A 26,242-nucleotide genomic window follows, 5' to 3' on the forward strand; every position below is an offset into this window, starting at 1 on the left:
CCTCACTATCTTCGTCAACGAGCGTTGGCCAACATTCGTTGGCAACAGGCGATGGCAAGCAAGCGTTGGCAACAGGAGGCCACCATGAACGGCACCGCCACCCACCGCACCGTGATCGTCGTCGGTTCCGGCCCCAGCGGCCTCCTCCTCGCCGGTGACCTCGCCACAGCCGGCGTCACCGTGACCCTCGTCGAGAAGCGGCCGCGCAAGATCAGCAACCTCTCCCGCGCCTTCGGGGTGCACGCACGCACCCTGGAGCAGCTCGACGCCCGCGGCCTCGCCGAGGAACTCCTCACCACCGGCGACACCATCACCGGCCTGCGGCTCTTCCGCCGCCTCTCCCTCGATCTGAGCACGCTGCCCTCGCGTTTCCCGTTCCTGCTCATCACCCCGCAGTACGAGGTCGAGCGGCTCCTGGAGCGGCGGGCCCGGGAGGCCGGGGTGGAGTTCGCGTACGAGAGCGAGGTCGTGGGGCTGCGGCAGGACGACGAGGGGGTCGACCTCGACGTGCGCGGTGCGGACGGGGCGGTCGTCACCCGCCGGGCGGCCTATGTCGTCGGCGCCGACGGTCACCGGAGCGCCGTGCGGGAGGCGATCGGCCTGGACTTCCCCGGTGTCTCCGTCATCAAGTCGCTGATCCTGGCCGATGTCCGGCTGGCCGAGAAGCCCGAGGGTGTCCTCACCGTCAACGGCCGCGGCGACGCTTTCGCGATGATCGCCTACTTCGGCGACGGCTGGTACCGGGTCATGGGCTGGAACCGCCGCAACGAGGTCTCCGACGACGCCCCGCTCGACCTCGACGAGGTCAAGGAGATCACCCGCCGTGCCCTGGGCACCGACTACGGCATGCACGACGCCCGCTGGCTCTCCCGTTTCCACAGTGACGAGCGCCAGGCACCGCACTACCGGGTCGGGCGGGTCTTCCTCGCCGGGGACGCCGCGCACATCCACTCCCCGGCCGGCGGGCAGGGCATGAACACCGGCCTCCAGGACGCCGCCAACCTGAGCTGGAAGCTCGCCGCGGCCGTCCAGGGCCGGGCGCCCGAAGGGCTCCTCGACAGCTACGAGGCCGAGCGCCACCCCGTCGGCAAGGCGGTGCTGCGCAGCAGTGGCGGACTGGTCCGGCTGGCCCGCGCGCAAAATCCGCTGCTGCGTGCCGCCCGCGCCCTCGTCTCCGCGTTCGTCGACATGGCCCCGCCCGTCCAGCGCAAGGCCCTGGGGCAGATCACCGGGATCGGCTACGCCTACCCCGCCCCCCGCGGTGCCCACCGCCTCACCGGCACCCGCGTCCCCGACGTCGCCCTGAAGGACGGCCGGCTCTACGAGGCGCTGCGCGGCGGCCGGTTCGTGCTGATCACGCCCGGGACGTACGACGGCCCCGGTGTCCGTGAGGGGTGGCTGACCGTGGAGCGCTGGGCGGGCGACCGCCGGACGACCGTCCTGGTGCGGCCCGACGGATACGTGGCCTGGGCGGCGGAGGGTGCGGACGCGGCGGGGATCGAGGAGGCGGTGGCCCGCTATCTGGGCTAGGCCCTCTCGGCTGGATCACCCCGGCGTCGCGGGGTCGGCGGCCGAGAGGCGCCGCACCTCACGGCCGGGCTGATCGAAACGACACGGCCTAGGCCCGGGCGGGGTGCCCGATGAGCATCGCCGGTGCCCCCGCGACCCGGGTCAGGAACACCGTGGCCGCGTGCGGGCCCTGCGGTTTGACCTTCCTGCGGAGCTCCTCCGGCTCGACCGCCGAGCCCCGCTTCTTCACGGTCAGCGTGCCGACCTGCCTCTCCCGCAGCAGGGCCTTCAGCTTCTTGACGTTGAAGGGGAGGTGGTCGGTGATCTCGTAGGCCGTGGCGTACGGGGTCGGGCGCAGGGCGTCGGCCGTGACGTACGCGATGGTCGCGTCGAGCAGTCCGCCGTCGACCTGGTCGGCCACCTCGGCGACCAGGTGGGCGCGGATGACGGCGCCGTCGGGCTCGTAGAGGTAGCGGCCGGGCGGGCGGACCTCCGGGTCGGGCAGGCCGCGCGAGAGCAGGGAGCGGGGGCCCGGCAGGAGGGTCGCCCGGACCGCCCCCGGCTCGGTGCCGAACCACAGCACCGCCTCCTTGACGTCCCCGCCGTCGGAGATCCACTCGGCCTCGGCGTCCTCGGGGACCGCCTCGTGCGGGATGCCGGGGGCGATCTTCAGCGCGGCGGCGCGAGGGGCCCGGCGGGCGGCGGAGACGGCCCAGGACAGGGGCGGTGAGTAGGCCTCGGGGTCGAAGATCCGGCCGCGGCCGCCGCGCCGGGCGGGGTCGACGAACACGGCGTCGAAACCGGCCGTGTCCATGTCCGTGACGTCCGCCTCGCGCACCTCGATGAGACCGGCCAGGCCCAGTGCGTCGGCGTTCGCGCGCGCCGCCGCGGCCGTCTGCGGGTCCCGGTCCACGGCCAGCACCCGGATCCCGGCGCGGGCCAGCGCGATGGCGTCACCGCCGATGCCGCAGCACAGGTCGGCGACCGAGGTGATGCCCAGCTCGGCCATGCGCCGGGCCCGGTAGGCCGCCACGCTCGCCCGGGTCGACTGCTCGACGCCGTTCGGGGTGAAGAACATCCGGCCCGCGTCCTCGGCCCCGAACTTCACCACCGCCCGCTGCCGCAGCCGCGCCTGCCCGAGCGCCGCCGACACCAGCTCGGCGGGGTGCTCGCGGCGCAGCCGGGTCGCGACGGCCAGCTCCTGCGCCGGGTCGGTGTCCCGCACCTCGTCGAGGAGGGCGCGGCCTTCGGGGGTGAGGAGGGGAGCGAGGTCGTTCACCGGATCATTGTCGGCCACGTCGGCGGGCGGGAGACGTGTGGGCCAGTCGGTGGATGGTGGGGCGCCGGCCGCGGTGTCGGGCCGGGATCGACGGGAGGGGGCTGCGAGGATCCGGCACCATGCGAGCAGTCGTACAAAATGACAAAAGCCGGGCGTCGGGGCGGGCGTCCGCCGGCGTACGGATCGGCCTCGCCGTGCTCGTCCTCGCCGCGATCGCCTCAGGCTGCGCGCAGGACGGCGGCGACCAGGTCGCCCCGGCAGGCGGGCAGCAGCCCCTCGACGCGCCCCCGGCCCGCGCGCTCGACACCTACGCCACCAAGCTGCGCGCCGCGCACGCCGCCCGGGCCGCCGCCGCGCACCGCTGGGACCTGCGCAAGGTCCCACTGACCGCCCCGCCGGCCCCTGAGAAGAAGCCGAGGATCAGGACCCGCAAGGGCTTCGAGGTGGAGGGCCACCGGCGGCTGAACCTCCCGCCCGTCTTCACCACGGTCCCCACCCGGGACAAGGTCGTCTTCCTCACCATCGACGACGGCGCCGAGAAGGACCGGGCGTTCCTGCGGATGATGAGCGACCTGGACGTCCCGTACACCGCCTTCCTCAGCGGCTACCTGGTCAAGGACGACCCCCGCTACTTCCGCACGATGCAGTCCAGGGGCGTGGTCCTGAACAACCACACCCTCCACCACCCCAACCTGCGGGGCCAGTCGTACCGTGCGCAGAAGCGCGAGATCTGCGGCATGCAGCGCTACATGGAGAAGCGGTTCGGCAAACGCCCCGACCTCTTCCGCCCGCCCTTCGGCAGCTACGACCGGGCGACCCTGCGCGCCGCCAAGGCCTGCGGCATCGCGTACGTGCCCCTGTGGAACCAGGAGGTCTTCGCCGACCACTGGGAGTACCGCGAAGGGGACCGCAAGCTGCGCCCGGGGGACATCGTCCTCACGCACTTCCGGGGCCCTGAACAGTGGAAGGGCACGATGGCCGACATGGTCCGCCGCTTCCTGAACAAGGTCACGGCCCAGGGGTACGCGGTGGGGCGGCTGGAGGACTACCTGTGAGGCGGCCGGCCGCCGCCCTGCTGTGCACGGTCCTGCTGGCCGGCTGCGCCGGGGTGGCGGACCAGCGGCCGGGCACCGCCGACGGCCGGGCCCAGGACCCGGCGCACGCGGTGAACCGCACCGGCCACCTGCCCCCCGTGGTGGACCACGTCCCCACCCGGGACAAGGTCGTCTTCCTCACCTACGACGACGGCGCCGAACGCGACCCCCGCTTCGTCGGCCTCGTGCGCGAACGACGGCTGCCGGTCAGCATGTTCCTCACGGACAGCGTCGTGGGACCCGGCTACGGCCACTTCGCCCGGCTGCGCGCGGTCGGCGCGTCCATCCAGAACCACACCCTCGACCACCCCGCCCTGCGCGGCCTGCCCTATGCCGGCCAGCGCGCCGAGATCTGCGGCCAGCAGCACAAACTCCGCTCCCGCTTCGGTATCAGCCCCCGCCTCTTCCGCCCGCCCTACGGCACCTACGACCGGGCGACCCTGCGTGCCGCTGCCGACTGCGGCATCACCGCGGTCGTCCTGTGGCGCGCGTCCCTGAACGCCGACGGCGAACTGAGCTACACCCGGGGCAGGCCCGGCCTGCGGGCGGGCGACATCGTCTCGGTGCCGTCGGGCGAGTCGTTGTCCCCGAGCCTGACGGAACGGACGGTCCGGCTGCTGCGCGAGGTCGAGCGCAGAGGGCTGCGGGTGGGTCGGCTGGAGGACTACCTGGAGAGAGCACCGGGCCGACGCGCGGTCGGCAATTAGCAGTCCGCTTGACCGAGTGCTAATCGCAGTCATAGTCTCGGTTCTGGCACTCCCCCCTGGAGAGTGCCAACACAGCGACGGGCAGGTCCGGCACCCGCGACGACGGATCGACCTGGTCGCCACCTCAGACAGTTAACCCCGTGAGATCTCCGAAGGGGGAGGTCGGATCGTGACGACCACCAGCTCCAAGGTTGCCATCAAGCCGCTCGAGGACCGCATTGTGGTCCAGCCGCTCGACGCCGAGCAGACCACCGCCTCTGGCCTGGTCATCCCGGACACTGCCAAGGAGAAGCCCCAGGAGGGCGTCGTCCTGGCCGTGGGCCCGGGCCGCTTCGAGGACGGTAACCGTCTTCCGCTCGACGTCTCCGTCGGCGACGTCGTGCTCTACAGCAAGTACGGCGGCACCGAGGTGAAGTACAACGGCGAGGAGTACCTCGTCCTCTCGGCTCGCGACGTGCTCGCGATCATCGAGAAGTAATTCACCCCAAGCACATTGCTTTGAACTGCGCCCCTGGCCCCCGCGATCGCTATGAAGCCGGGCGCCCGGGGCGCAGTGCCGTAACCCCTGATTCCGGAAGAGGGCTCACGCTCCCATGGCGAAGATCCTGAAGTTCGACGAGGACGCCCGTCGCGCCCTCGAGCGCGGCGTCAACAAGCTTGCCGACACGGTCAAGGTGACGATCGGCCCCAAGGGCCGCAACGTCGTCATCGACAAGAAGTTCGGCGCTCCCACCATCACCAACGACGGTGTGACCATCGCCCGTGAGGTCGAGGTCGAGGACCCGTACGAGAACCTCGGTGCCCAGCTGGTCAAGGAGGTGGCGACCAAGACCAACGACATCGCGGGTGACGGTACGACCACCGCGACCGTGCTCGCCCAGGCGCTCGTGCGCGAGGGCCTCAAGAACGTCGCCGCCGGTGCCTCCCCGGCCGCCCTGAAGAAGGGCATCGACGCCGCCGTCGCCGCTGTTTCCGAGGAACTCCTCGCGACCGCCCGGCCGATCGACGAGAAGTCCGACATCGCCGCCGTCGCCGGTCTGTCCGCCCAGGACTCGCAGGTCGGCGAGCTCATCGCCGAGGCGATGGACAAGGTGGGCAAGGACGGTGTCATCACCGTCGAGGAGTCCAACACCTTCGGTCTGGAGCTGGACTTCACCGAGGGCATGGCCTTCGACAAGGGCTACCTGTCGCCGTACTTCGTGACGGACCAGGAGCGCATGGAAGCCGTCCTGGACGACCCGTACATCCTCATCACGCAGGGCAAGATCTCCGCCATCGCGGACCTCCTGCCGCTGCTGGAGAAGGTCATCCAGTCCAACGCCTCCAAGCCGCTGCTGATCATCGCCGAGGACGTCGAGGGCGAGGCCCTGTCCACCCTCGTCGTGAACAAGATCCGCGGCACCTTCAACGCCGTCGCGGTGAAGGCCCCCGGCTTCGGCGACCGCCGCAAGGCGATGCTGCAGGACCTGGCGGTCCTCACCGGCGCCACCGTCGTCTCCGAGGAGGTCGGCCTCAAGCTCGACCAGGTCGGCCTGGACGTGCTCGGCTCCGCCCGCCGCGTCACCGTCACCAAGGACGACACCACGGTCGTCGACGGTGCCGGCAACAAGGACGACGTGCAGGGCCGCGTCTCCCAGATCAAGGCCGAGATCGAGTCCACCGACTCCGACTGGGACCGCGAGAAGCTCCAGGAGCGCCTCGCGAAGCTGGCCGGCGGCGTGTGCGTCATCCGTGTGGGTGCCGCCACCGAGGTCGAGCTCAAGGAGCGCAAGCACCGTCTGGAGGACGCCATCTCCGCGACCCGCGCCGCGGTCGAGGAGGGCATCGTCTCCGGTGGTGGCTCCGCGCTCGTCCACGCCGTCAAGGTCCTCGAGGGCAACCTCGGCAAGACCGGCGACGAGGCCACCGGTGTCGCCGTCGTCCGCAAGGCCGCCGTCGAGCCGCTGCGCTGGATCGCCGAGAACGCCGGCCTGGAGGGTTACGTCATCACCTCCAAGGTCGCCGAGCTCGAGAAGGGCCAGGGCTTCAACGCCGCCACCGGCGAGTACGGCGACCTGGTCAAGGCCGGCGTCATCGACCCGGTCAAGGTCACCCGCTCCGCCCTGGAGAACGCCGCCTCCATCGCCTCCCTCCTCCTCACGACCGAGACCCTGGTCGTCGAGAAGAAGGAAGAGGAGGAGCCGGCCGCCGGTGGCCACAGCCACGGCCACTCCCACTGAGGCATGACGGCTGAGGGCTGACGACGTCAGCTCGCCCGAGCCCGAGCGAAGGCCCGGCACCCCGGAGACGGGGTTGCCGGGCCTTCGCCGTGTGCCTTTCCCCGCCGATCAGGGAACCGCACCGGGGCCGGCGACGGTCTACCCGCAGAGCAGTCGGATCATGAGGGGGTAGGGATGAACCAGGTGCTCTACGGGGAACGGTCCCGCAACCCGCTGGCGCGGACGGTGCGGCTCACCGAGGACGGACTGCGCAGGGGCGGCAGGACGACCCCGCTGGACGAACTGAACCTCGCCGCCATGGCAGAAGCGTTCCTGCGGGGCTGCTGGCTCGGCGGCGGGGGCACCGAACGCCCCCTGGGGATGCTGCCCCAGGGCCCCGGCGTGGTCCCGGTCACCCGCGTGACCGGCACCACCACCCCCCTGAAGACCCGTCAGGCTGCCGACTTCGCCCGCGCGCTGGGCGAACTGGCGGTACGCAGGTGCGGCGGGCCGGACCACGTGGCCGACCTCGCCGCACGGGCGCAGGCGGAGGGCGTGCCGCTGTGGATCGCGCGCCGCCACGCGCCCGGCCCGGCCGGACGGGTGACCGTCGCCGTGGACCGGCGCTCGGTACGCGTGGACGTCTGGGGCCCGCACGCCCCCGCCGTGCGCCTGTGGGCACCGTACGGCTACCGCCCCGACACCGCCGACCGGGCCAACGGCCTGGTCATGACCGTCGGTGACCTCACTGCACGGCTCGAACTGCGCAAGAAGGCGCGCAAGTCCAAGAGCAAGGTCGAGATCCGCCTGCCGGACCGGCTCTGGACCCTGCGCCGCGAGAACGCCAAGAGCTCGTGGCTGCTGCGCGACGATCAGCGGGTCGCGCTGCTGACCCGCCCCTCACGGCGGCCCGGCCCTCCGCCCGGCTCGGTGCTGCTGCCGCTTGCCGACGTGCACCACGAGAGCCCCGCCCCCCTGGACGCCGTCATGGCCCACGCGGTCGCGGTGTCCTTCGGCCTCGGTGACACCACGGGCCTGGCCAGGTTCCGCGCCGTGAAACCCCGCCGCGCCACGGACGGGGACACCTGGGACCACCCCTGGTACAGCAACCTCGGCAGGGACCGCGACGACAACGAACCCGGCGGCGGCGATGGCTGGGGCAGCGACGGCGGGGACGGGGGCGACGGGGGCGGGGGCGGCAGTGACGGCGGGGGTGACGGCGGCGGTGGGGACGGAGGAGGCGGCGGCGGAGGCGGCGGCGGAGGCGGAGGCGACTAGCCGTCCGGCGGCCGTACTCCTTGATCTTCACGTTCGGATCTGGCAGCAGGACTCACTCCCGTTCCGTCTTCAGGAAGGGTCAGAGCTCCGTAGGCTCCAGCGCCCCGAGCTGCTGCATCAGCCCCAGCCGGTCGTACTGCCACCAGCCCTCGGCGATCTTCCCGTCCGGCGTGCAGCGGTGGACGGTCGTCCCGGTCATGGTGACCTGCTGCCCGGTCGGCGGGATCCCGAGGAAGTCGCCGGTGTGGCGCCCGTGGAAGGTCCACCGGGTGCACACCCGGTCACCCTGCGCCATCTGGTCCTCGATGGTGAACGAGAAGTCGAACCCGCCGCGCCACACCTCCACCTCGCGCCGGACCGCGTCCAGTCCGATGACGTCCTGCACATTGGCGGGATCGTGGTCGTGGTAGTCCTCGATGAACACGTCGTTCATCGGCGGCGCGTTCCCCTGGCCGGGCGCGAGCTCGAAGAACCTGCGCGCGGTGGCCGCGTACAGCTGCTCGTCCCGCACCACGTCCAGGTCCGTGAAGGTCGGCGTCTCGTCGCAGAGCGCCACCATGTCCTGGAAGATCCGGTCGGTCTCCGGCAGCCCGGAGTTGCGCATCGCCTCCTCGTACGACGGGAACTCCACGATCTCCACGATGTGCGAGGCGTCGGCCCGATCCTTCGCCACCACACTGTGCGACGCGGTCCGCTTCCCCTTGGTCTGCTCGACCCACCGGTCCATCAGCCGGTTCATCTCGTCGAGTCGGCTGGTCCTGCATTCAATGAGCTGTACGAAGGTCATGGCCTCGCCTCCGGCCCCCCTGGGTCCGGCTGAACAGCTTCATTGTCCCAAGGGCCCGGCCCGGATGCCTCCCGGCCGGGCGAGGAGCCGGCCGGGCCGCCCGCGTGCGCCTACTTCGGCCCGTACTTACGGCCCGTCCTGGACGACACCGCCCCGAGCATCCCCCGCGGCACCAGCTTCGTGGCCCCCATCAGCGCCTTGTACCGCGGGTCCGGAATGGACAGCGTCTTGCCGCGCGCCAGATCGTGCAGCGCGGCCGCCACCAGCTTGTCCGCGTCGAGCCACATCCAGCCCGGGATGTTGTCGGTGCCCATTCCGGCCCGGTCGTGGAACTCGGTGCGCACGAATCCCGGGCACAGCGCCATCAGCCGTACGCCGCTGCCGACCAGGTCGCGGGCCGCGCCCTGCGTGAACTGCACGACCCAGGCCTTGGAGGCGCCGTAGGTGCCCCGGGGCACGAACGCGGCCACCGACGCGACGTTGACGACGCCGCCGCGGCCGCGCTCGCGCATCGCCTCGGCCGCCGCCGACGTCAGCCGCAGCACCGCCTCGCAGTGCACCTTCAGCATCCGCAGCTCGTCGGTCATGGAGACGTCGAGGTAGCGGCCCTTGTTGCCGAATCCGGCGTTGTTGATCAGCAGGTCGACAGGGTCCTTGCGGTCGCCGAGACGTCCGGCCACCGCCTCGATGCCCTTGTCCTCGGCCAGGTCGGCCGTCAGCACCTCCGCCTCGATGCCGTGCCGGTCGTGCAGCTCGGTCGCCTGCTCCCGAAGCCGCTTGGTGTCGCGGGCCACCAGCACCAGGTTGTGCCCGTCCGCCGCCAGTCGCCGCGCGAACGCGGCCCCGATGCCTGCCGTCGATCCCGTAATCAGAGCCGTTGTCATGGCAGAAGGTTAGTGACCCGGACCGCATGCATCCGCTTCCCCGTGGGGCCGTCCGTGGTGAAGGGTCGGTGGAGACAGGCGTGGCGAGCGGCCGTCAGGCCCCGTACTTCTCCTGGTACTCCCGCGCCGTCCTCAGCAACTCGGGGTGCAGCGCCTCGCCCGCCGCCAACAGCCGCGGCAACAGCGTCCGCTCGGTCGTCACCGCCCGGAACTGCAGGGCCACGGTCACGTCGTGACCGGGCCGGTGCACGATCTCGACGGCATCGCCCGCCCGGATCTCCCCGGGCGTGATCACGCGCAGATACGCCCCCGGCGCACCCCGCTGCGTGAACCGCTTCACCCAGCCCTTCTCGTCCATGTGGCCCTGGAACGTACGGCAGGGAATCCGCCCGGAGGTGATCTCCAGCACCACCTCGGGCCCGATGCGCCAGCGCTCGCCGATCAGGGCACCGGACACGTCCAGACCCTGGGTGGTGAGGTTCTCGCCGAACGCGCCGTCGGCCAGCGTCCGCCCCAGCTCGCGCTCCCACTCGTCCAGGTCCTCGCGGGCCATGGCGTACACCGCCTGGTCGTTGCCGCCGTGGTGCTCCAGCTTGCACACCGCGTCCCCGGCCAGTCCGCTCCCGGCGAGACCCTTGGGCCCGGGCGCGGACACCCGCACCGGCCCGTCCACCGGCCGCTTGTCGATGCCGGTCACGCCCTCCGGGTTGTCCGTGTACGGCACCGCCTCGGCCCGGCCCAGATTCACTGACAGAAGCTTCATGCCCGCACCGTAGGCGACCGTCACCCAAAGCGTCGACGCATTATCGGGAGCGGCATCAAAGGGCCGCTTATCCTCGAAGGGTGATCGAAGCTCGTCATCTCCGTGTCCTGCGCGCCGTCGCGACCACCGGCTCCTTCTCCGCCGCGGGCCGGGAGCTGGGCTGCACCCAGCCCGCCGTCAGCCAGCAGATGAAGGCCCTGGAAACCTCGGTCGGCACGCCTCTGCTGATCCGCACCGGACGGGAGATGCGCCTGACCCAGGCCGGCGAGGCCCTGGTGCGGCACGCCGCCGGGATCCTCGCCGGCCTCACGGCCGCGGAGGAGGAGGTCGCCGCCATCGCCGGGCTGCGCGCGGGCCGGGTCCGGCTCGTCTCCTTCCCGAGCGGCAGCTCCACCCTCGTCCCCACGGCGCTCGCCGCACTGCGCGAGGCGCATCCCGGCACCCGCGTCTCCCTGGAGGAGGCCGAGCCGCCGGCGTCCGTGGGCCTGCTGCGCGAGGGCGACTGCGACGTGGCGCTCGCCTTCCGCTACGAGGGGGCGGCGGGCGCGGAGGAGTGGGACGACCTCGTCGTACGGCCGCTGCTGTCGGACCGGCTCGTCGCACTCGTGCCGGAGCGGCACCGGCTCGCGGGCGCGCAGTCCGTCGCGATCGGCGAGCTCACCGAGGAGCCGTGGATCGCGGGCTGCCCGCGCTGCCGCGGACAGTTGGTCGAGGTGTGCGCGGCGGCCGGCTTCACCCCGCGCATCGACTTCGCCACCGACGACTACCCGGCCGTCGTCGGCCTGGTCGGCGCGGGTCTGGGCGTGGCCGTGCTGCCCCAGCTGGCCGTCGAGTCGGTACGGCCCCGGGGCGTGCGCACCGTTCGCCTCGAACCGGCGGTGCGCCGGGAGATCGTCGCGCTCACCCTGCCCGATCTCGCACAGGTGCCGGCCGTGGCCGCGACGCTCGATCAGCTGGCCCGGGCCGCCCGCCGCTAGTACCGGTACGTCCGCGGCCAAAAACCAACGGCACGCGTGCGCGTGCCCGTTCGCAGAAACGTTCCTTCAGTTGTTCGAGGCGGCGTGTCCGCCCGATGCCGACGCCGACACCAGCCGGTTGCGCGCCCGCCCCATCAGTTCTTCGCGCTCGTCCTCGGTCAGCCCGCCCCACACGCCGTACGGCTCACGCACCGCCAGGGCGTGGGCGGCGCACTCGGCACGTACGGGGCACCTCATGCAGACCTCTTTGGCCGAGTTCTCACGAGCGCTCCTCGCCGCACCGCGCTCACCCTCCGGATGGAAGAAGAGCGAGCTGTCCACCCCTCGACAGGCAGCCATCAGCTGCCAGTCCCACAGGTCCGCGTTCGGTCCGGGAAGGCGGGAGAAATCTGCCATTACGTGACCCCTTGTAGCCGTTCTGGGCGGATCCGGTGTCTACGACCGTACAACTACGATCTAAGGAGATGAAAATATGACTCATTGCGAATCTAGCTCCAGACACTGGCAAAGCGGAAGAAATGGGTCTGAATGGGGCATAGGTTGTGATGAAAGTTCGAGGGTCCGTGGAGCATGTCTGCACCGTGTCCGCCCCCTCACGTAGAGTGCCGAAGATGACAGCCGACCCCGTAACTCTTTCGAGTGACCGTCGTTGAGAGGGCGAGGCGGTTGAAGGAACAAGCGCTCGGACGAGTGTCCGAGGCGGTCGACCGCACAGGTGACGATTTCGTACCAGCCTGGAGGCTCAAGGTGACGTGCATCAGCTGCGGAGGGCGGTCATGACATCCGTCCTCGTCTGCGACGACTCCCCGCTTGCCCGAGAGGCGCTCCGTCGTGCGGTCGCGACCGTGCCCGGCGTAGAGCGCGTGACGACGGCGGCCAACGGCGAGGAAGTCCTCCGCCGCTGGGGGGCCGACCGCTCGGACCTGATTCTGATGGACGTACGCATGCCCGGACTGGGCGGCGTCGAGACGGTCCGGCGGCTGCTGTCCGCCGACCCCGGTGCGCGCATCATCATGCTCACCGTCGCCGAGGACCTGGACGGCGTGGCCCTCGCGGTCGCCGCCGGTGCCCGCGGCTATCTGCACAAGGACGCCTCCCGCGCGGAGCTGCGCGCGACGGTGACCCAGGCCCTGGCCGACCCGACCTGGCGGCTCGCCCCGCGCCGGCTGCGCTCGGCCGAGATGGGTGCGGCGCCCACGCTCACGGCGCGTGAGATCCAGGTCCTCGAAGGCATGAGCCACGGCCGCTCGAACGCGGAGATCGGCCGCGAGCTGTTCCTCTCCGAGGACACCGTCAAGACGCACGCCCGGCGCCTGTTCAAGAAGCTCGGCGCCTCGGACCGTGCCCACGCCGTGGCGCTCGGCTTCCGATGGGGTCTGGTGCGCTAGGGCCTGTCGTTCGGATCAGGTCGCAGGGCGCTGGCGGCATCGTGTCAGTGCCGGTGAGCGGGGGCACGCGGATGCCCCCGCCCGAGCCGCATCCGCGTGGACCCGAGCCGGTGGCCGACGGCAGCGCCGGCAGGGATCTGCCCCTGCCCGAGCGAGGTCGAGCGCTCGGGAGGGCGCAGGCACGGACCCGCGTCCCCGGGATGATCCGAACGGCAGGTCCCAGCGGTCGTGGTGAGGGCACGGAAAGCCAGGTGGGCGCGGGTGGACCGGGGGTCCGCCGAAGGCCCGCTGCTCGTTTCGCCGCGGATGCCGCATCCTTGAGGGTGTGGAGTTCCTCGGGGACGAGTCGGTCGAGCGGAAGGGGAGGGCGCAGGGGATGAGTGCCGGCGCACCTGCTCATAACGCTTCGGTGCACAACAACGGGCGCGGTGCCGCGGACCCGGCGGCCGCAAGGCACCATGGACCGATGCGCGACGACGAGGCGGCCCCTGCCCAGGGCGCGATCGGTGCGCTCGTCCACCGCGCCGTCGACGGGGACGAGCAGGCGACGCACGACCTGCTCGCCCATGTCCACCCCCTGGCCCTGCGCTACTGCCGCACCCGGCTGTCCCGCCTCCCGGGCGACGCCCGGCACTTCGTGGAGGACCTCGCCCAGGAGGTCTGCGTGGCGGTGCTCCTCGCACTGCCCCGCTACCGGGACACCGGGCGCCCCTTCGAGGCGTTCGTCTTCGCCATCGCCGCTCACAAGGTCGCCGACCTGCAGCGCGCGGCGATGCGCCACCCCGGCTCGACGGCCGTCCCCTCCGACGAGATGCCCGAGCGCCCGGACGACTCCCTGGGCCCTGAGGAGCGCGCCCTGCTCAGCAGCGACGCGGAATGGGCCAAGAAACTCCTGGCCAACCTCCCCGAGAACCAGCGGGAGCTGCTGCTGCTGCGGATCGCGGTGGGACTCACGGCCGAGGAGACCGGCCAGATGTTGGGAATGTCACCCGGTGCGGTCCGGGTGGCTCAGCACAGGGCACTGAGCCGGCTGCGAGCACTGGCCGAGCAGTAGCCCTGCTTGAACAACCCCTCTGTTGAACAGGCGGTGCGCCGCTTCCGTACGAACATACGAAGCCCGTAGCCAGGCGGAACCGTGGAATGAGACAGCTGCGCTGGCCGTTAGCATGGACATCCGCACCGATCAAGGCCATTTGGGGAAGGTGTCATGACTGCCAACGTCGACGGAGTGCCCGGTAAATTCGCGACACTCGGGCTGACCTACGACGACGTGCTGCTGCTGCCGGGTGCATCCGAGGTGCTCCCCAACGCGGTCGACACCTCGTCCCGCATCTCCCGCAACGTCCGGGTGAACATCCCGCTGCTCTCCGCGGCGATGGACAAGGTGACCGAGTCCCGCATGGCGATCGCGATGGCCCGCCAGGGCGGCGTCGGCGTGCTGCACCGCAACCTCTCCATCGAGGACCAGGTCAACCAGGTCGACCTCGTCAAGCGCTCCGAGTCCGGCATGGTCACCGACCCGATCACGGTGCACCCGGACGCGACGCTGGGCGAGGCCGACGCGCTGTGCGCCAAGTTCCGCATCAGCGGCGTCCCGGTCACCGACGGCAACAAGAAGCTGCTCGGCATCGTCACCAACCGCGACATGGCCTTCGAGACCGACCGCACGCGTCAGGTGCGCGAGGTCATGACGCCGATGCCGCTGGTCACCGGCAAGGTCGGCATCTCCGGCGCCGACGCCATGGAGCTGCTGCGCCGCCACAAGATCGAGAAGCTTCCCCTCGTCGACGACGCGGGTGTCCTCAAGGGCCTCATCACGGTCAAGGACTTCGTCAAGGCCGAGCAGTACCCCAACGCGGCGAAGGACGCCGAGGGCCGGCTGCTCGTCGGTGCGGCCGTGGGCGCCAGCCCCGAGGCGCTGGAGCGCGCCCAGGCGCTCGCCGGGGCCGGCGTGGACTTCCTGGTCGTCGACACCTCGCACGGCCACAACAGCAACGCGCTCAGCTGGATGGCGAAGATCAAGTCGAGCGTGGGCGTCGACGTGATCGGCGGCAACGTCGCCACCCGTGACGGCGCCCAGGCGCTGATCGACGCCGGTGTCGACGGCATCAAGGTGGGCGTGGGCCCCGGCTCGATCTGCACCACCCGCGTGGTCGCCGGTATCGGTGTCCCGCAGGTCACGGCCATCTACGAGGCGTCCCTCGCGGCCCGTCCGGCGGGCATCCCGCTGATCGGCGACGGCGGCCTGCAGTACTCCGGCGACATCGGCAAGGCCCTGGCCGCCGGTGCCGACACGGTGATGCTGGGCAGCCTCCTCGCGGGCTGTGAGGAGTCCCCGGGCGAGCTGCAGTTCATCAACGGCAAGCAGTTCAAGTCGTACCGCGGCATGGGCTCGCTCGGCGCCATGCAGTCCCGCGGCCAGGCCAAGTCGTACTCCAAGGACCGCTACTTCCAGGCCGAGGTCGGCTCCGACGACAAGCTCGTGCCCGAGGGCATCGAGGGCCAGGTGCCCTACCGCGGCCCGCTGGCCAACGTCCTGCACCAGCTCGTCGGCGGTCTGCGCCAGACGATGGGCTACGTGGGCGCCGCCTCCATCGAGGAGATGGAGACCAAGGGCCGCTTCGTCCGGATCACCTCCGCGGGCCTCAAGGAGAGCCACCCGCACGACATCCAGATGACGGTCGAGGCACCGAACTACAGCCGCAACAAGTAGCGGCCAGGCCTTCCGAGGGCGGCTCCGGAGCATCCGGGGCCGCCCTCGCTGTGCCCGTCGGCGATACTGGAAGACGCTGCAACGCATCAGGGAAAGGCCACAGACGTGACTGAGATCGAGATCGGGCGCGGCAAGCGCGGCCGCCGGGCGTACGCCTTCGACGACATCGCCGTCGTCCCCAGCCGCCGTACGCGGGACCCGAAGGAGGTCTCGATCGCCTGGCAGATCGACGCCTACCGCTTCGAGCTGCCCTTCCTGGCCGCCCCCATGGACTCGGTCGTCTCCCCGGCCACCGCGATCCGCATCGGCGAGCTCGGCGGCCTCGGCGTGCTGAACCTCGAAGGTCTGTGGACGCGCTACGAGGACCCGCAGCCGCTGCTCGACGAGATCGCCGGGCTGGACTCGGAGACCGCGACCCGCCGTCTGCAGGAGATCTACGCGGCTCCCATCAAGGAGGAGCTGATCGGGCAGCGCATCAAGGAGGTGCGCGACTCCGGCGTCGTCACCGCCGCCGCGCTCTCCCCGCAGCGCACCGCCCAGTTCTCCAAGGCCGTCGTGGACGCGGGCGTGGACATCTTCGTCATCCGCGGCACGACGGTCTCGGCGGAGCACGTCTCCGGTGCGCACGAGCCGCTGAACCTGAAGCAGTTCATCTACGAGCTGGACGTGCCGGTGATCGTCGGCGGCTGCGCCACGTACACGGCGGCCCTGCACCTCATGCGCACCGGCGCGGCCGGTGTGCTGGTCGGCTTCGGCGGCGGCGCGGCGCACACCACGCGCAACGTGCTCGGCATCCAGGTCCCCATGGCGACGGCGGTCGCCGACGTGGCGGCGGCGCGCCGTGACTACATGGACGAGTCGGGCGGCCGGTACGTGCACGTGATCGCGGACGGCGGTGTCGGCTGGTCCGGCGACCTGCCCAAGGCGATCGCCTGCGGCGCGGACGCGGTCATGATGGGCTCCCCGCTGGCCCGTGCCACGGACGGCCCGGGCCAGGGCCACCACTGGGGCATGGAGGCCGTGAACGAGGAACTGCCCCGCGGCAAGAAGGTCGCCCTCGGCACGGTCGGCACCCTGGAGGAGATCCTCACGGGCCCGTCCCACACGCCGGACGGCTCGATGAACCTCTTCGGCGCCCTGCGCCGCGCCATGTCCACGACCGGCTACAGCGAGCTCAAGGAGTTCCAGCGCGTCGAGGTGACGGTGGCGGACTCGCAGCACCGGCGGTAGCCGGCAGGCCTGGGAAGGGCCGGTCACCCCGGGTGGGGTGACCGGCCCTTCCGCATGCCAGGAGGTGCCTGGTCCCTCACAACCGGTGCGCCGCTCCCGTGGGTGCCGCGCCCCGCGTGTCGAGCAGCAGCTGGGCCTTCACCGACAGTCCCTGGAGGTCGTACGTGCGGTGCTGCTGGAGCAGGATGGTCAGGTCCGCGTCGGCGGCTGCCTCGTAGAGGGAGTCGGCGCGGGGGATGGGGCGGTCGAGGACGCTCCAGGCGGGGACGTGCGGGTCGTGGTAGCTGACCGAGGCGCCCAGTTCCATCAGGCGCAGGGCGATCTCCTGGGCGGGGGTGGCCTGGAGGTCGGCGAGGTCGGGCTTGTAGGTGACGCCGAGGAGGAGCACGCGGGCGCCCCGGGCGGACTTGCCGTGTTCGTTGAGGAGCGTGGCGGCGCGCTGGACGACGTAGCCCGGCATGCGGCTGTTGACCTCCTGGGCCAGTTCCACCATGCGCAGGCCGCGGCCGCCGCCGGCTGTCATGTCCTGGGGGACGGAGTGGCCGCCGACGCCGGGGCCCGGGCGGAAGGCCTGGAAGCCGAAGGGCTTGGTCTCCGCGCAGCGGATGACGTCCCAGAGGTCGACGCCCAGGTCGTTGCAGAGGACGGCCATCTCGTTGACGAGGGCGATGTTCACATGCCGGTAGTTGGTCTCCAGCAGCTGCACGGTCTCCGCTTCGCGGGGTCCACGCGCGCGTACCACCTTGTCGGTCAGCCGTGCGTAGAACGCGGCGGCCGACTCGGTGCAGGCCGGGGTGAGGCCGCCGATGACCTTGGGGGTGGTGGCGGGCGTGACGTCGCGGTTGCCGGGGTCGACGCGGCTGGGGGAGTACGCGAGGTGGAAGTCGCGGCCCGCGCGCAGACCGGAGCCCTCTTCGAGGAGCGGACGCAGGACTTCCTCCGTCGTCCCGGGGTACACAGGTGACTCCAGGATCACTGTGGTGTGCGGGCGCAGATGGGCGGCCAGGGTGCGGGCGGCCGCCTCCAGCTGGCTCAGGTCGAGCCCGCCGTCCGCTCCCCGCGGGGTCGGCGCGCAGATGACCGCGGTGCGCACCCGGCCGAGCTCGGCCGGGTCGGTGGTCGGCCGGAAGCCCCCCGAGAGCATCCGGCGCAGCTCGGCGGGGCTGAGCGAGCCCGCCTCGGGGCCGGTCCGGTAGCCGATGGTGGGGACGCCGGCGGCGACGGCGGCCTGGGCCAGGGGCAGGCCGTACGGGCCGAGTCCGATGACGGCGAGATCTGCGGGCATGGCGTGGCCGTCCTTCCCGATAGCCGAAGTGGGACAGGTGCGCAAGCCCTGTGGACAGGACGGGCGAGCGCAATGTCAGACTAGGAGTAAATATGACCGTTATGCGGGATTGCCCGGCCGAGTTTCGGTGAGTGTTCCGTGAGCGTTGTCCACAGGCTGCGGGCCCGTGGTGGCTGAAGTCGGGCAACCCGGTCAGAATCTGGGCAGGGGGATACGGACGGGGCCTCACCCGACGGGTGCGGCCGGCGCGACCGATGAGCGGGAGGCAGCGGTGAGGACAGCGACACTCGGACCGGCGCAGCGCGCCGAGTCACTCGCATCTATGGCCGAGCGCGAGCTGGACGTGCTGGTCGTGGGTGCAGGCGTGGTCGGTGCGGGCACCGCGCTCGACGCCGTGACTCGGGGCCTGTCCACAGGTCTGGTCGAGGCGCGTGACTGGGCGTCCGGCACCTCCAGCCGGTCCAGCAAGCTCATCCACGGTGGCTTGCGCTATCTGGAGATGCTCGACTTCGCACTCGTGCGCGAGGCCCTGAAGGAGCGCGGCCTGCTGCTGGAGCGGCTCGCCCCGCATCTGGTGAAGCCCGTGCCGTTCCTGTACCCCTTGCAGCACAAGGGCTGGGAGCGGTTGTACGCGGGCTCGGGCGTCGCCATGTACGACGCCATGTCCATGGCCCGCGGCCACGGCCGGGGCCTGCCGACGCACCGCCACCTGACGCGCTCTCACGCCCTGCGCGTGGCCCCCTGCTTGAAGAAGGACGCCCTGGTCGGGGCGTTGCAGTACTACGACGCACAGATGGACGACGCGCGGTACGTGGCGAACCTGGTGCGTACGGCGGTGGCGTACGGCGCGAAGGCCGCCAACCGCGCGCGGGTGACGGGCTTCCTGCGCGAGGGCGAGCGGGTCGTCGGCGCCCGGGTGCAGGACGTCGACGCGGGCGGCGAGTACGAGATCCGCGCCAAGCAGGTCGTCAACGCGACCGGGGTGTGGACGGACGACACCCAGGCGATGGTCGGGGAGCGCGGCCAGTTCCACGTCCGGGCGTCCAAGGGCATCCACCTGGTCGTGCCGCGCGACCGGATCCACTCCACGACCGGGCTGATCCTGCGCACGGAGAAGTCCGTCCTGTTCGTCATCCCCTGGGGCCGGCACTGGATCGTCGGCACCACGGACACCGACTGGGACCTCGACAAGGCCCACCCCGCCGCCTCCAGCGCGGACATCGACTACCTGCTCGACCATGTGAACTCGGTGCTCGCGGTGCCGCTCACCAGGGACGACGTCCAGGGCGTGTACGCGGGCCTGCGGCCGCTGCTCGCGGGTGAGTCCGACGCGACCAGCAAGCTGTCGCGCGAGCACACCGTGGCGCATCCGGTGCCCGGGCTGGTCGTCGTGGCGGGCGGTAAGTACACGACGTACCGGGTCATGGCCAAGGACGCGGTGGACGCGGCGGTGCACGGGCTCGACATGCGTGTCGCCGAGTGCGTCACCGAGGACGTGCCGCTGCTGGGCGCCGAGGGCTACCGGGCGCTGTGGAACGCGCGGGCGCGGATCGCCGCCCGGACCGGACTCCATGTGGTGCGGGTCGAGCACCTGCTGAACCGCTACGGGGCGATGACCGAGGAACTTCTCGAGCTCATCGCCGAGGACCCGTCGCTGGGCGAGCCCCTGGTCGCGGCCGACGACTATCTGCGCGCCGAGATCGTCTACGCGGCCTCCCACGAGGGGGCGCGGCATCTGGACGACGTGCTGACCCGGCGGACGCGCATCTCGATCGAGACGTTCGACCGGGGCGCCCGCAGCGCCCGCGACGCCGCCGGACTGATGGCGTCCGTGCTCGGCTGGGACAAGGACCAGATCGAGCGCGAGGTCGAGCACTACCAGAAGCGGGTGGAGGCCGAGCGGGAGTCGCAGCGGCAGCCGGACGACCTGACGGCGGACGCGGCGCGGCTGGGGGCGCCGGACATCGTGCCGTTGTGATCCTGCGGGCCGTTGTGCTGACGGGCCGCGGTCCTGCCGGGCCGCGGTCCTGCTGGACCGTTGTCCTGCCAGGCCGTTCCGGACATCACCCGAACGAGTGTCGGGAAGTGGGATCTTCGTTCGGAACCGGGTCGTTTTAAGAGGTGCGGGGGCAGAACTCGGCGGCGAGCAACGCGGGTTCGAGACCGGGGTCTGCGATCGCGTCCGTGTTCACGCGGAAGGTGAGGACACGCCGGCCGTCGACGGTGGCTGCGGTGCGCACGTAGCTGCCGGATATGTGCCCGTTGTGCCCCCACACCGTCGTGCCGCACGGAAGTTTCTCGGGAAACAGCCCCATGCCGTACGCGCCGTGTGCGGCACGAGTGTCGAGCATCTCGCGCAGCCAGTGCGAGGGCAGCAGCCGGCCGCCGAGCAGGGCCGCGTAGAAGCGGTCCAGATCGGCGAGGGTGGTCACCAGCTCGCCCGCGGCTCCGGCCACCCGCGGGTCGAGCGCGGTGACGTCGGTTCCGTCGGCGGCGTAGGCGCGGCCGTGCGGAGAGGGCAGCGAGGAGCGGGATCCGGGGAAGGAGGTGCCCGTCAGACGCAGGGGAGTGATGATGCGGCGCTCGGCCTCGATGGCGTACGAGCGGCCGGTGACCTGCTGGATGACCAGGCCCAGCAGGACGTAGTTGGTGTTCGAGTAGGAGAAGCGGCCGCGTTCGGCCGGAGGGTGGGTGAGAGCGAGGTTCAGCGCCTGACGGGGTGTGACGGGTGCGGTTCCGTCGGTGTCCGCGGTGAAGTCGCGCAGGCCGCTGGTGTGGTTGAGCAGGGAGCGCAGGGTCAGCGCGCGGCCGTCGTTGCCGGCTCCTCGCACCAGGCCCGGCAGGTGCTGCTCCACCGAGTCGGACAGCGACAGCCGGTGCTCGGCGGCCAGTTGCAGCACGACCGTCGCGATGAACGACTTCGTGATGCTGCCGGCGCGGAAATGGTCCGACCGGGCGATTCCCGGCCCGGCGTCGGCGTAGCGGGTGGTGGTGCCCTCCCGGGCCAGCAGGGCCGCGGCCGGGGCTCCGCCCTGCGTCAGCAGCAGCGGCAGTACGGCGTCGGTGGGAGGCATCGAGAGAGCCGACGAGTCGGCCGGGGGCAGACCGAACAGGGCTGCGGCCACCGGTAGCGCCAGCAATGTCCGAAACGGCGGCATGCGGGCTCCTCCCTGGTCAGGGCCCATCATGCAAGGCCGCGTGCGGCGTGCCGCAGCCGGGTTCGAGGGAGGCGGGCCCGCGGGCGACCGCCAGGGGGCCCCTGGGCGCCGGGCACTTGTCGGGTGAGAGACAATGGAGGCTCTGTCAGGGCGGGTTGTATGAGGGGACGCATGTCGGAGGCGGAGCGGGCGGGCACATCTCGTCAGGACACTCGTCAGGACAACAGGGAGCGTCTCCTCGCGGGGCGTTACCGGCTGGGCAAAGTGCTCGGCCGCGGAGGCATGGGCACCGTGTGGCGGGCCCAGGACGAAACCCTCGGGCGGACGGTCGCCGTCAAGGAGCTGCGGTTCCCGTCGAACATCGACGAGGAGGAGAAGCGGCGGCTGATCACGCGGACGCTGCGCGAGGCCAAGGCGATCGCGCGGATCCGCAACAACAGCGCCGTGACCGTCTTCGACGTCGTCCAGGAGGACGACCGGCCCTGGATCGTGATGGAGCTCGTCGAGGGCAAGTCGCTCGCCGAGGTCATCCGGGAGGACGGCCTCCTCGAGCCGAAGCGTGCCGCCGAGGTCGGGCTCGCCGTTCTCGACGTGCTGCGGTCCGCCCACCGCGAGGGCATCCTGCACCGCGACGTGAAGCCGTCGAACGTGCTGATCGCCGAGGACGGCCGGGTCGTGCTCACCGACTTCGGCATCGCCCAGGTCGAGGGCGACCCGTCCATCACTTCGACCGGCATGCTCGTCGGCGCGCCCTCCTACATCTCCCCGGAGCGGGCGCGCGGGCACAAGCCGGGCCCGGCGGCCGACCTGTGGTCGCTCGGCGGGCTGCTGTACGCGTCGGTGGAGGGCGCGCCGCCGTACGACAAGGGGTCGGCCATAGCGACCCTCACGGCCGTGATGACCGAGCCGCTGGAGGAGCCGAAGAACGCGGGTCCGCTGAAGGACGTCATCCACGGGCTGCTCACCAAGGACCCGGCACAGCGGCTCGACGACGCGGGTGCCCGGGCGATGCTGAACTCGGTCCTGCACGCGCCCCAGGCGGCCGAGCCGGAGCCGATGGACGCGACGAAGGTCGTGCCGCTGCCGGCGCAGCCGGACAGGTCCTCGCGCAAGGGGAGTTCGTCGGGGGCCGGGAGCAAGCGGGGCGAGGAGGCCGGGGAGCGGTTGCGCGGGGCGCTGCGTTCCGTGCGCAAGGCGGCCGCGGGATCGGGTGCTGCGGGAGCGGCCGCCGCTTCCGCCGAGTCCGACTCCGGGAAGGCCTCTTCCGGGTCGGCGGGCACGGCTTCCGGGTCGGCCGGCACGACCTCTTCCGCGTCGGACAGCGGTGCGGCCCGGAGCGGTGCCGCGGGTGCGTCCGGGGCGAAGCCGGGCCCGGGGGCTGCCGCCGGCGCCGGTGAGCGGAGTGGGTCGGAGGCGAAGACCGCGTCCGGGGGGCGGAGTTCAGGGTGGCCCGTCATGCCGCCGCCGGACCTGCCGCCGAGGCCCGTGCCCCGGGCGCCGCTCAGCGACGTGGTGCCGCGGCGGACCCTGTTGATCATCGCGGTGGTCGTGGCGCTCGCCGTGATCGGCACCGTGCTCGCCATCGCGCTGAGCGGTGACGACAAGGGCTCGGAGGGGGCCTCCGGCGAGGGCGGTGGGAAGACCGTCGCCACCGCGCCGAGCAGCCCCGACACCAAGGGCGACAAGAGCGACGGCACGCGCACGGACGGCGCGGAGAGCGGGACCGCGTCGTCCGGGCCCGCCTCGAACAGCACGCCGGACGGCCAGTCGAGCGGTTCGTCGAACGAGGGCGGCTCTGGCGGGAAGGGCACCGCGGCGGTGTCGACTCACCAGGGGAACCAGGGGTACTCGATCGGTCTGCCGAAGGGCTGGAAGTACCAGTCCACGGGTGCGGCGGGCGACCGCTTCACCGGGCCCGACGGGCAGAAGCTGCTGATCGCCTGGACGTCCACGCCCAAGGGTGACCCGGTGGCGGACTGGAAGAGCCAGGAGCGCTACATGGTGCGCGCGCAGTACAAGAAGATCCGCATAGAGCAGGTGGACTACCGCGGCTGGAACACGGCCGACTGGGAGTTCACCTACACGGACGGCGGTACCAAGTACCGGACCATCGACCGGGGTTTCGTGGTCGACGACCGGCAGGGGTACGCGCTGATGTACACGGCGAAGGCGGCCGACTGGGACGGCGCGTTGCGCAAGGAGACGTGGCGGACGCTGACGAAGACCTTCGAACCCAAGTCCTGAGTATGAGGCGCCCCGGGTTTGGGGAGTGAGATCTGGCATCCCCCCATTGCGGGTTGCCTGCGGCACGTATCGTAAATGTTTGCGGACCGTGCGCAGCCGGAACGGACCGCGGGGCGAACGGATGTGACCGAACGGGCTGCCGGGGGAGGCAACGTGGACGACTACGCGGGCCGGGTACTCGCCGACCGCTACCGCCTGCCGTTGCCGCCGTCCGACGAGTACGAACTCACCGAGACCCGGGCCTTCGACACCTACAGCGGACAGGAAGTCCTGGTCCGTCAGGTGCCGTTGCCCGAGGTGGTCGAGGCCGAGGTCCTCGACGCGGAGGGACTGCCCGACGGTTTCACGGCGCGTGACGGTGGTGCGCGGCGGTCCGGCGTCCGTGCGGGCACCCGGCGGCCCACGGATCCGGTGGTGCGGCGCGCGGTGGAGGCCGCGCAGGCCGCGGCGGCCATTCCCGACCACCCCCGACTCGACCAGGTCTTCGACGTGTTCGCCGAGGGCGGTTCGCTGTGGATCGTCAGTGAGCTGGTGGCCGCGCGCCCGCTGGCGGCGCTGCTCGCCGAGAAGCCGCTGACGCCGTACCGGGCGGCCGAGGTGGCCTCCGACGTTCTGATGGCCCTTCGGGTGCTGCATGCGCACGGCTGGGTGCACCGGAACATCACCGCGCGGACGGTGCTCGTCTGTGACGACGGCCGGGTGATGCTGACCGGGCTGGCGGTGGGCGCGGCGGAAGAGGCGTTGTGCGGGTACGACCCGGTTCCGGAACCGGCGTTCGAGGAGTCCGGGCAGGAGGGCGGCGCCGGCGGCCCGGTCCACGGCGGTGGCGGTCCAAGGGGTTCCGGGCCGGGCGGTGGCATCGGTGGCGCGGGTGATCCCGAGGCCGCGCGACGCGCCGCCATAGAGGCCCGGGAGGCCAGGGGACTGCCCTCGGCAGGGGGCGAGACAGCCGGCGGCGGTCGGGTCGTGCCGGTGCGCGGGCCGGTGGAGGAGAGCGGGGACCCGCGGGCGGCGCGTGCCGGGGCGATCGCGGCCTACCGGGCCGGTGCCCGGGCTGCCGCGCGGGTGCAGGAGGCGCAGCAGGGCGGGCGGGCGGCCCTGCCCGGAGCCCGCTCCGCCCCGGACGACGGGACCGCGCCCTACGGCAACGGATCGGCGCCGTCGCCGTACGTCCCCGGGCAGGGCAGCGCCCCCGGGGCCGCACCGCCCGGGCGGATCGCCGACCCCTACGGTGTGGGCGGCAGCCCACGGACGACCGCCTGGCACGGTGCGACGCCCCGCGGCACGACCGGCGGGGCACCGGCGCCGCAGGGCCAGGAGCAGGCGGCTCTCCCTCCGGCCTCGGACACCGCGGCCCACGGCGAGCCCACCCGGTGGGACGACCTGGTCGCCGGCACCCCCGCACCCCGGCGCGGTCCGGCCACGGCGCTGGCCGCCGAGCGGGCGCGGCAGGCGCGGATGGCCGTGGTCGGGCCCGTGACCGAGCGCTGGGCACCCGAGCAGGCCGGCCCCGTGCACGAGAACTGGCAGTTGGCCGCGCCGATCGGGCCCGCGACCGACCTGTGGGCGCTCGGCGCGCTGCTCTTCAGGGCCGTGCAGGGGCATGCGCCCTACCCGGAGGAGTCGACGGCCGAGCTGGTGCAGATGGTGTGCGCGGAGCCGCCCGCGTACGCGGAGGAGTGCGGGCCGCTGCGGCCGGTCGTGGAGTCGCTGCTGCGGCAGGACCCCACCGAGCGCCTCGACTTCGAGGAAGTGCGGGGCTGGCTGCGTTCGCTGGTGCGTTCGGCGCCCGAGCCGGAGGCCGGGGTGCACGTCGTCCCGGCGCCGCCCGTGGACGCCAGCCGGCTGCCCGTCGTACGGCGCCGGGGCGAGCTCGTGCGCAGGCGGAAGGCCGGGCTGCCCGCGCACCACGGGCGGCACAAGCGGGCCAAGAAGGAGTCCGGTTCGCCGCGCCGCCTCGGCCGCACCCTGCTCCTGCTGGTCCTGCTCGCGATGGCCGCGGCGATCGCCTACGCCATGCTCTTCATGCCCAAGTCGGGGACCGAGGGCGCGGACGGGCCGGACCGTACCGGTGCCGCCGGTGAGGTCAGCCAGGCGCCCGAGCCGGACGCCAGCAGCGAGCCCCGGCCCGACCAGACCTCGCCCGAGCCGGAGAAGAGCCCCTCGTCGTCGGCCGGGACCACCGAAACCCAGACCACCGGCCCCGACGTCGCCGACGGCTTCACCCTGCGCAAGGACTCGGCGGGCTTCCAGGTCGCCGTGGCCAAGGGCTGGGACCGCGCCGCGGGGGGCAGCGGCCAGGTCGTCTACTCCAAGGGCGATTTCGAGCTCATCGTCGTGGCGGGCCGGGACAGCGCGTCGGAGTACGGCAGTGACCCGATGGCCTACCAGCGGGAGAAGGAGCGCGAGTTGCAGCCGTACCGTGACTCCAGCTGGGCCACCTCCACCGGGCTGAAGACGATCGAGGTGGGCGGACGGACCATGGCCGAGGGGCAGTTCACCTGGACCGGCGGCGACGGGGGTGAGCTGTACGTCCGCAACCTCGCGATGCTGGTCGACGGGCGCTACCACGTGGTCCAGGTGCGCGGCCCGGAGTCCGACCGGGACGAGGTGACGCGGCTGTACGAGCAGGCGGCCGCGACGTACAAGGCGACGGGGTGAGCGACCGGCGCGCCGCCTGTACGCCGCAGTTCACACTCTGGTCGCCTGCCGTCCCGGCAGGCGACAACCGTCACAGTGCGGTCACCG

General features: G+C 72.0%; 21 protein-coding genes. 14 read left to right on the forward strand and 7 right to left on the reverse strand.

Features of this window, described 5'->3' with window-relative positions:
* The first annotated feature begins 84 nt into the window (after positions 1 to 84).
* Positions 85 to 1,530 carry an FAD-dependent monooxygenase gene (locus AB0G20_RS32545; protein ID WP_361308615.1) on the forward strand — a complete coding sequence of 482 codons (1,446 nt, stop codon included), beginning with the start codon at positions 85 to 87 and terminating at the stop codon, positions 1,528 to 1,530.
* 88 nt (positions 1,531 to 1,618) lie between these two features.
* Here AB0G20_RS32545 and AB0G20_RS32550 read toward each other — a convergent pair whose 3' ends face one another.
* Positions 1,619 to 2,788, reverse strand: coding sequence for a methyltransferase domain-containing protein (locus AB0G20_RS32550; protein WP_361308617.1), 1,170 nt, complete (start codon positions 2,786 to 2,788; stop codon positions 1,619 to 1,621).
* A gap of 119 nt (positions 2,789 to 2,907) precedes the next feature.
* Between AB0G20_RS32550 and AB0G20_RS32555 the strand changes: the two genes are divergently transcribed.
* The 5 genes from AB0G20_RS32555 to AB0G20_RS32575 all read left to right on the forward strand — a co-directional run bounded on the left by AB0G20_RS32555 (position 2,908) and on the right by AB0G20_RS32575 (position 8,065).
* The gene (locus AB0G20_RS32555; protein WP_361308619.1) at positions 2,908 to 3,843 is read left to right on the forward strand and encodes a polysaccharide deacetylase family protein; all 936 of its coding nucleotides are present in this window, start codon (positions 2,908 to 2,910) and stop codon (positions 3,841 to 3,843) included.
* Positions 3,840 to 4,589 carry a polysaccharide deacetylase family protein gene (locus AB0G20_RS32560; protein WP_361308621.1) on the forward strand — a complete coding sequence of 250 codons (750 nt, stop codon included), beginning with the start codon at positions 3,840 to 3,842 and terminating at the stop codon, positions 4,587 to 4,589. The genes AB0G20_RS32555 and AB0G20_RS32560 overlap by 4 nt, the downstream gene beginning before the upstream one ends.
* A gap of 169 nt (positions 4,590 to 4,758) precedes the next feature.
* Positions 4,759 to 5,067 (forward strand): co-chaperone GroES, encoded by a 309-nt coding sequence (gene groES, locus AB0G20_RS32565; RefSeq protein ID WP_053135717.1) that lies wholly within the window; start codon positions 4,759 to 4,761, stop codon positions 5,065 to 5,067.
* Between the two features lie 115 nt (positions 5,068 to 5,182).
* The gene (gene groL, locus AB0G20_RS32570) at positions 5,183 to 6,808 is read left to right on the forward strand and encodes a chaperonin GroEL (protein ID WP_361308623.1); all 1,626 of its coding nucleotides are present in this window, start codon (positions 5,183 to 5,185) and stop codon (positions 6,806 to 6,808) included.
* A 174-nt stretch (positions 6,809 to 6,982) separates the two neighbouring features.
* Positions 6,983 to 8,065, forward strand: coding sequence for a hypothetical protein (locus AB0G20_RS32575; RefSeq protein WP_361308625.1), 1,083 nt, complete (start codon positions 6,983 to 6,985; stop codon positions 8,063 to 8,065).
* Between the two features lie 79 nt (positions 8,066 to 8,144).
* On the opposite strand, the gene AB0G20_RS32580 is transcribed toward AB0G20_RS32575, so the two are convergent.
* The 3 genes from AB0G20_RS32580 to AB0G20_RS32590 all read right to left on the reverse strand — a co-directional run bounded on the left by AB0G20_RS32580 (position 8,145) and on the right by AB0G20_RS32590 (position 10,499).
* Complete coding sequence (locus AB0G20_RS32580; RefSeq protein WP_361308627.1) at positions 8,145 to 8,852, reverse strand: ester cyclase; 708 nt, start codon at positions 8,850 to 8,852, stop codon at positions 8,145 to 8,147.
* Between the two features lie 110 nt (positions 8,853 to 8,962).
* On the reverse strand, positions 8,963 to 9,736 hold the full coding sequence (locus AB0G20_RS32585) for an SDR family oxidoreductase (RefSeq protein ID WP_361308629.1): 774 nt from the start codon (positions 9,734 to 9,736) through the stop codon (positions 8,963 to 8,965).
* 94 nt (positions 9,737 to 9,830) lie between these two features.
* Positions 9,831 to 10,499, reverse strand: coding sequence for an MOSC domain-containing protein (locus tag AB0G20_RS32590; RefSeq protein WP_361308631.1), 669 nt, complete (start codon positions 10,497 to 10,499; stop codon positions 9,831 to 9,833).
* Positions 10,500 to 10,579: 80 nt separating this feature from the next.
* Here AB0G20_RS32590 and AB0G20_RS32595 point away from each other — a divergent pair, with 80 nt between their 5' ends.
* Positions 10,580 to 11,476, forward strand: coding sequence for a LysR family transcriptional regulator (locus AB0G20_RS32595; protein WP_361308633.1), 897 nt, complete (start codon positions 10,580 to 10,582; stop codon positions 11,474 to 11,476).
* Between the two features lie 66 nt (positions 11,477 to 11,542).
* Here the strand turns inward: AB0G20_RS32595 and AB0G20_RS32600 are convergent, their stop codons facing one another.
* Positions 11,543 to 11,872, reverse strand: a complete 330-nt coding sequence (locus AB0G20_RS32600) for a WhiB family transcriptional regulator (protein WP_361308635.1) — start codon at positions 11,870 to 11,872, stop codon at positions 11,543 to 11,545.
* A gap of 380 nt (positions 11,873 to 12,252) precedes the next feature.
* Between AB0G20_RS32600 and AB0G20_RS32605 the strand changes: the two genes are divergently transcribed.
* The 4 genes from AB0G20_RS32605 (at position 12,253) to AB0G20_RS32620 (ending at position 16,807) form a co-directional block, all read left to right on the forward strand.
* Positions 12,253 to 12,864 (forward strand): response regulator transcription factor, encoded by a 612-nt coding sequence (locus AB0G20_RS32605; RefSeq protein WP_003948568.1) that lies wholly within the window; start codon positions 12,253 to 12,255, stop codon positions 12,862 to 12,864.
* 466 nt (positions 12,865 to 13,330) lie between these two features.
* Entirely contained in the window at positions 13,331 to 13,918 is a 588-nt protein-coding gene (locus AB0G20_RS32610; protein WP_030854669.1) for a sigma-70 family RNA polymerase sigma factor, read from the forward strand.
* 153 nt (positions 13,919 to 14,071) lie between these two features.
* Positions 14,072 to 15,577 (forward strand): IMP dehydrogenase, encoded by a 1,506-nt coding sequence (guaB, locus tag AB0G20_RS32615; RefSeq protein WP_361308638.1) that lies wholly within the window; start codon positions 14,072 to 14,074, stop codon positions 15,575 to 15,577.
* A 105-nt stretch (positions 15,578 to 15,682) separates the two neighbouring features.
* On the forward strand, positions 15,683 to 16,807 hold the full coding sequence (locus AB0G20_RS32620) for a GuaB3 family IMP dehydrogenase-related protein (protein ID WP_248505688.1): 1,125 nt from the start codon (positions 15,683 to 15,685) through the stop codon (positions 16,805 to 16,807).
* Positions 16,808 to 16,883: 76 nt separating this feature from the next.
* Here AB0G20_RS32620 and AB0G20_RS32625 read toward each other — a convergent pair whose 3' ends face one another.
* A complete protein-coding gene (locus AB0G20_RS32625) occupies positions 16,884 to 18,092 on the reverse strand; it encodes a nucleotide sugar dehydrogenase (protein WP_361308640.1) in 1,209 nt (402 codons plus the stop codon).
* A 271-nt stretch (positions 18,093 to 18,363) separates the two neighbouring features.
* On the opposite strand from AB0G20_RS32625, the gene AB0G20_RS32630 reads away from it, so the two are divergent.
* On the forward strand, positions 18,364 to 20,070 hold the full coding sequence (locus tag AB0G20_RS32630; protein ID WP_361308642.1) for a glycerol-3-phosphate dehydrogenase/oxidase: 1,707 nt from the start codon (positions 18,364 to 18,366) through the stop codon (positions 20,068 to 20,070).
* Positions 20,071 to 20,206: 136 nt separating this feature from the next.
* Here AB0G20_RS32630 and AB0G20_RS32635 read toward each other — a convergent pair whose 3' ends face one another.
* The gene (locus AB0G20_RS32635; RefSeq protein WP_361308644.1) at positions 20,207 to 21,250 is read right to left on the reverse strand and encodes a serine hydrolase domain-containing protein; all 1,044 of its coding nucleotides are present in this window, start codon (positions 21,248 to 21,250) and stop codon (positions 20,207 to 20,209) included.
* A 171-nt stretch (positions 21,251 to 21,421) separates the two neighbouring features.
* Between AB0G20_RS32635 and AB0G20_RS32640 the strand changes: the two genes are divergently transcribed.
* Positions 21,422 to 23,494: a serine/threonine-protein kinase gene (locus tag AB0G20_RS32640; protein WP_361308646.1), complete on the forward strand. Its 2,073-nt coding sequence runs from the start codon at positions 21,422 to 21,424 to the stop codon at positions 23,492 to 23,494.
* Positions 23,495 to 23,647: 153 nt separating this feature from the next.
* Positions 23,648 to 26,155, forward strand: a complete 2,508-nt coding sequence (locus AB0G20_RS32645) for a protein kinase (RefSeq protein WP_361308648.1) — start codon at positions 23,648 to 23,650, stop codon at positions 26,153 to 26,155.
* Positions 26,156 to 26,242: the final 87 nt, after the last annotated feature.

The organism is Streptomyces sp. NPDC024017, from assembly GCF_040638895.1.
Lineage (GTDB): Bacteria > Actinomycetota > Actinomycetes > Streptomycetales > Streptomycetaceae > Streptomyces.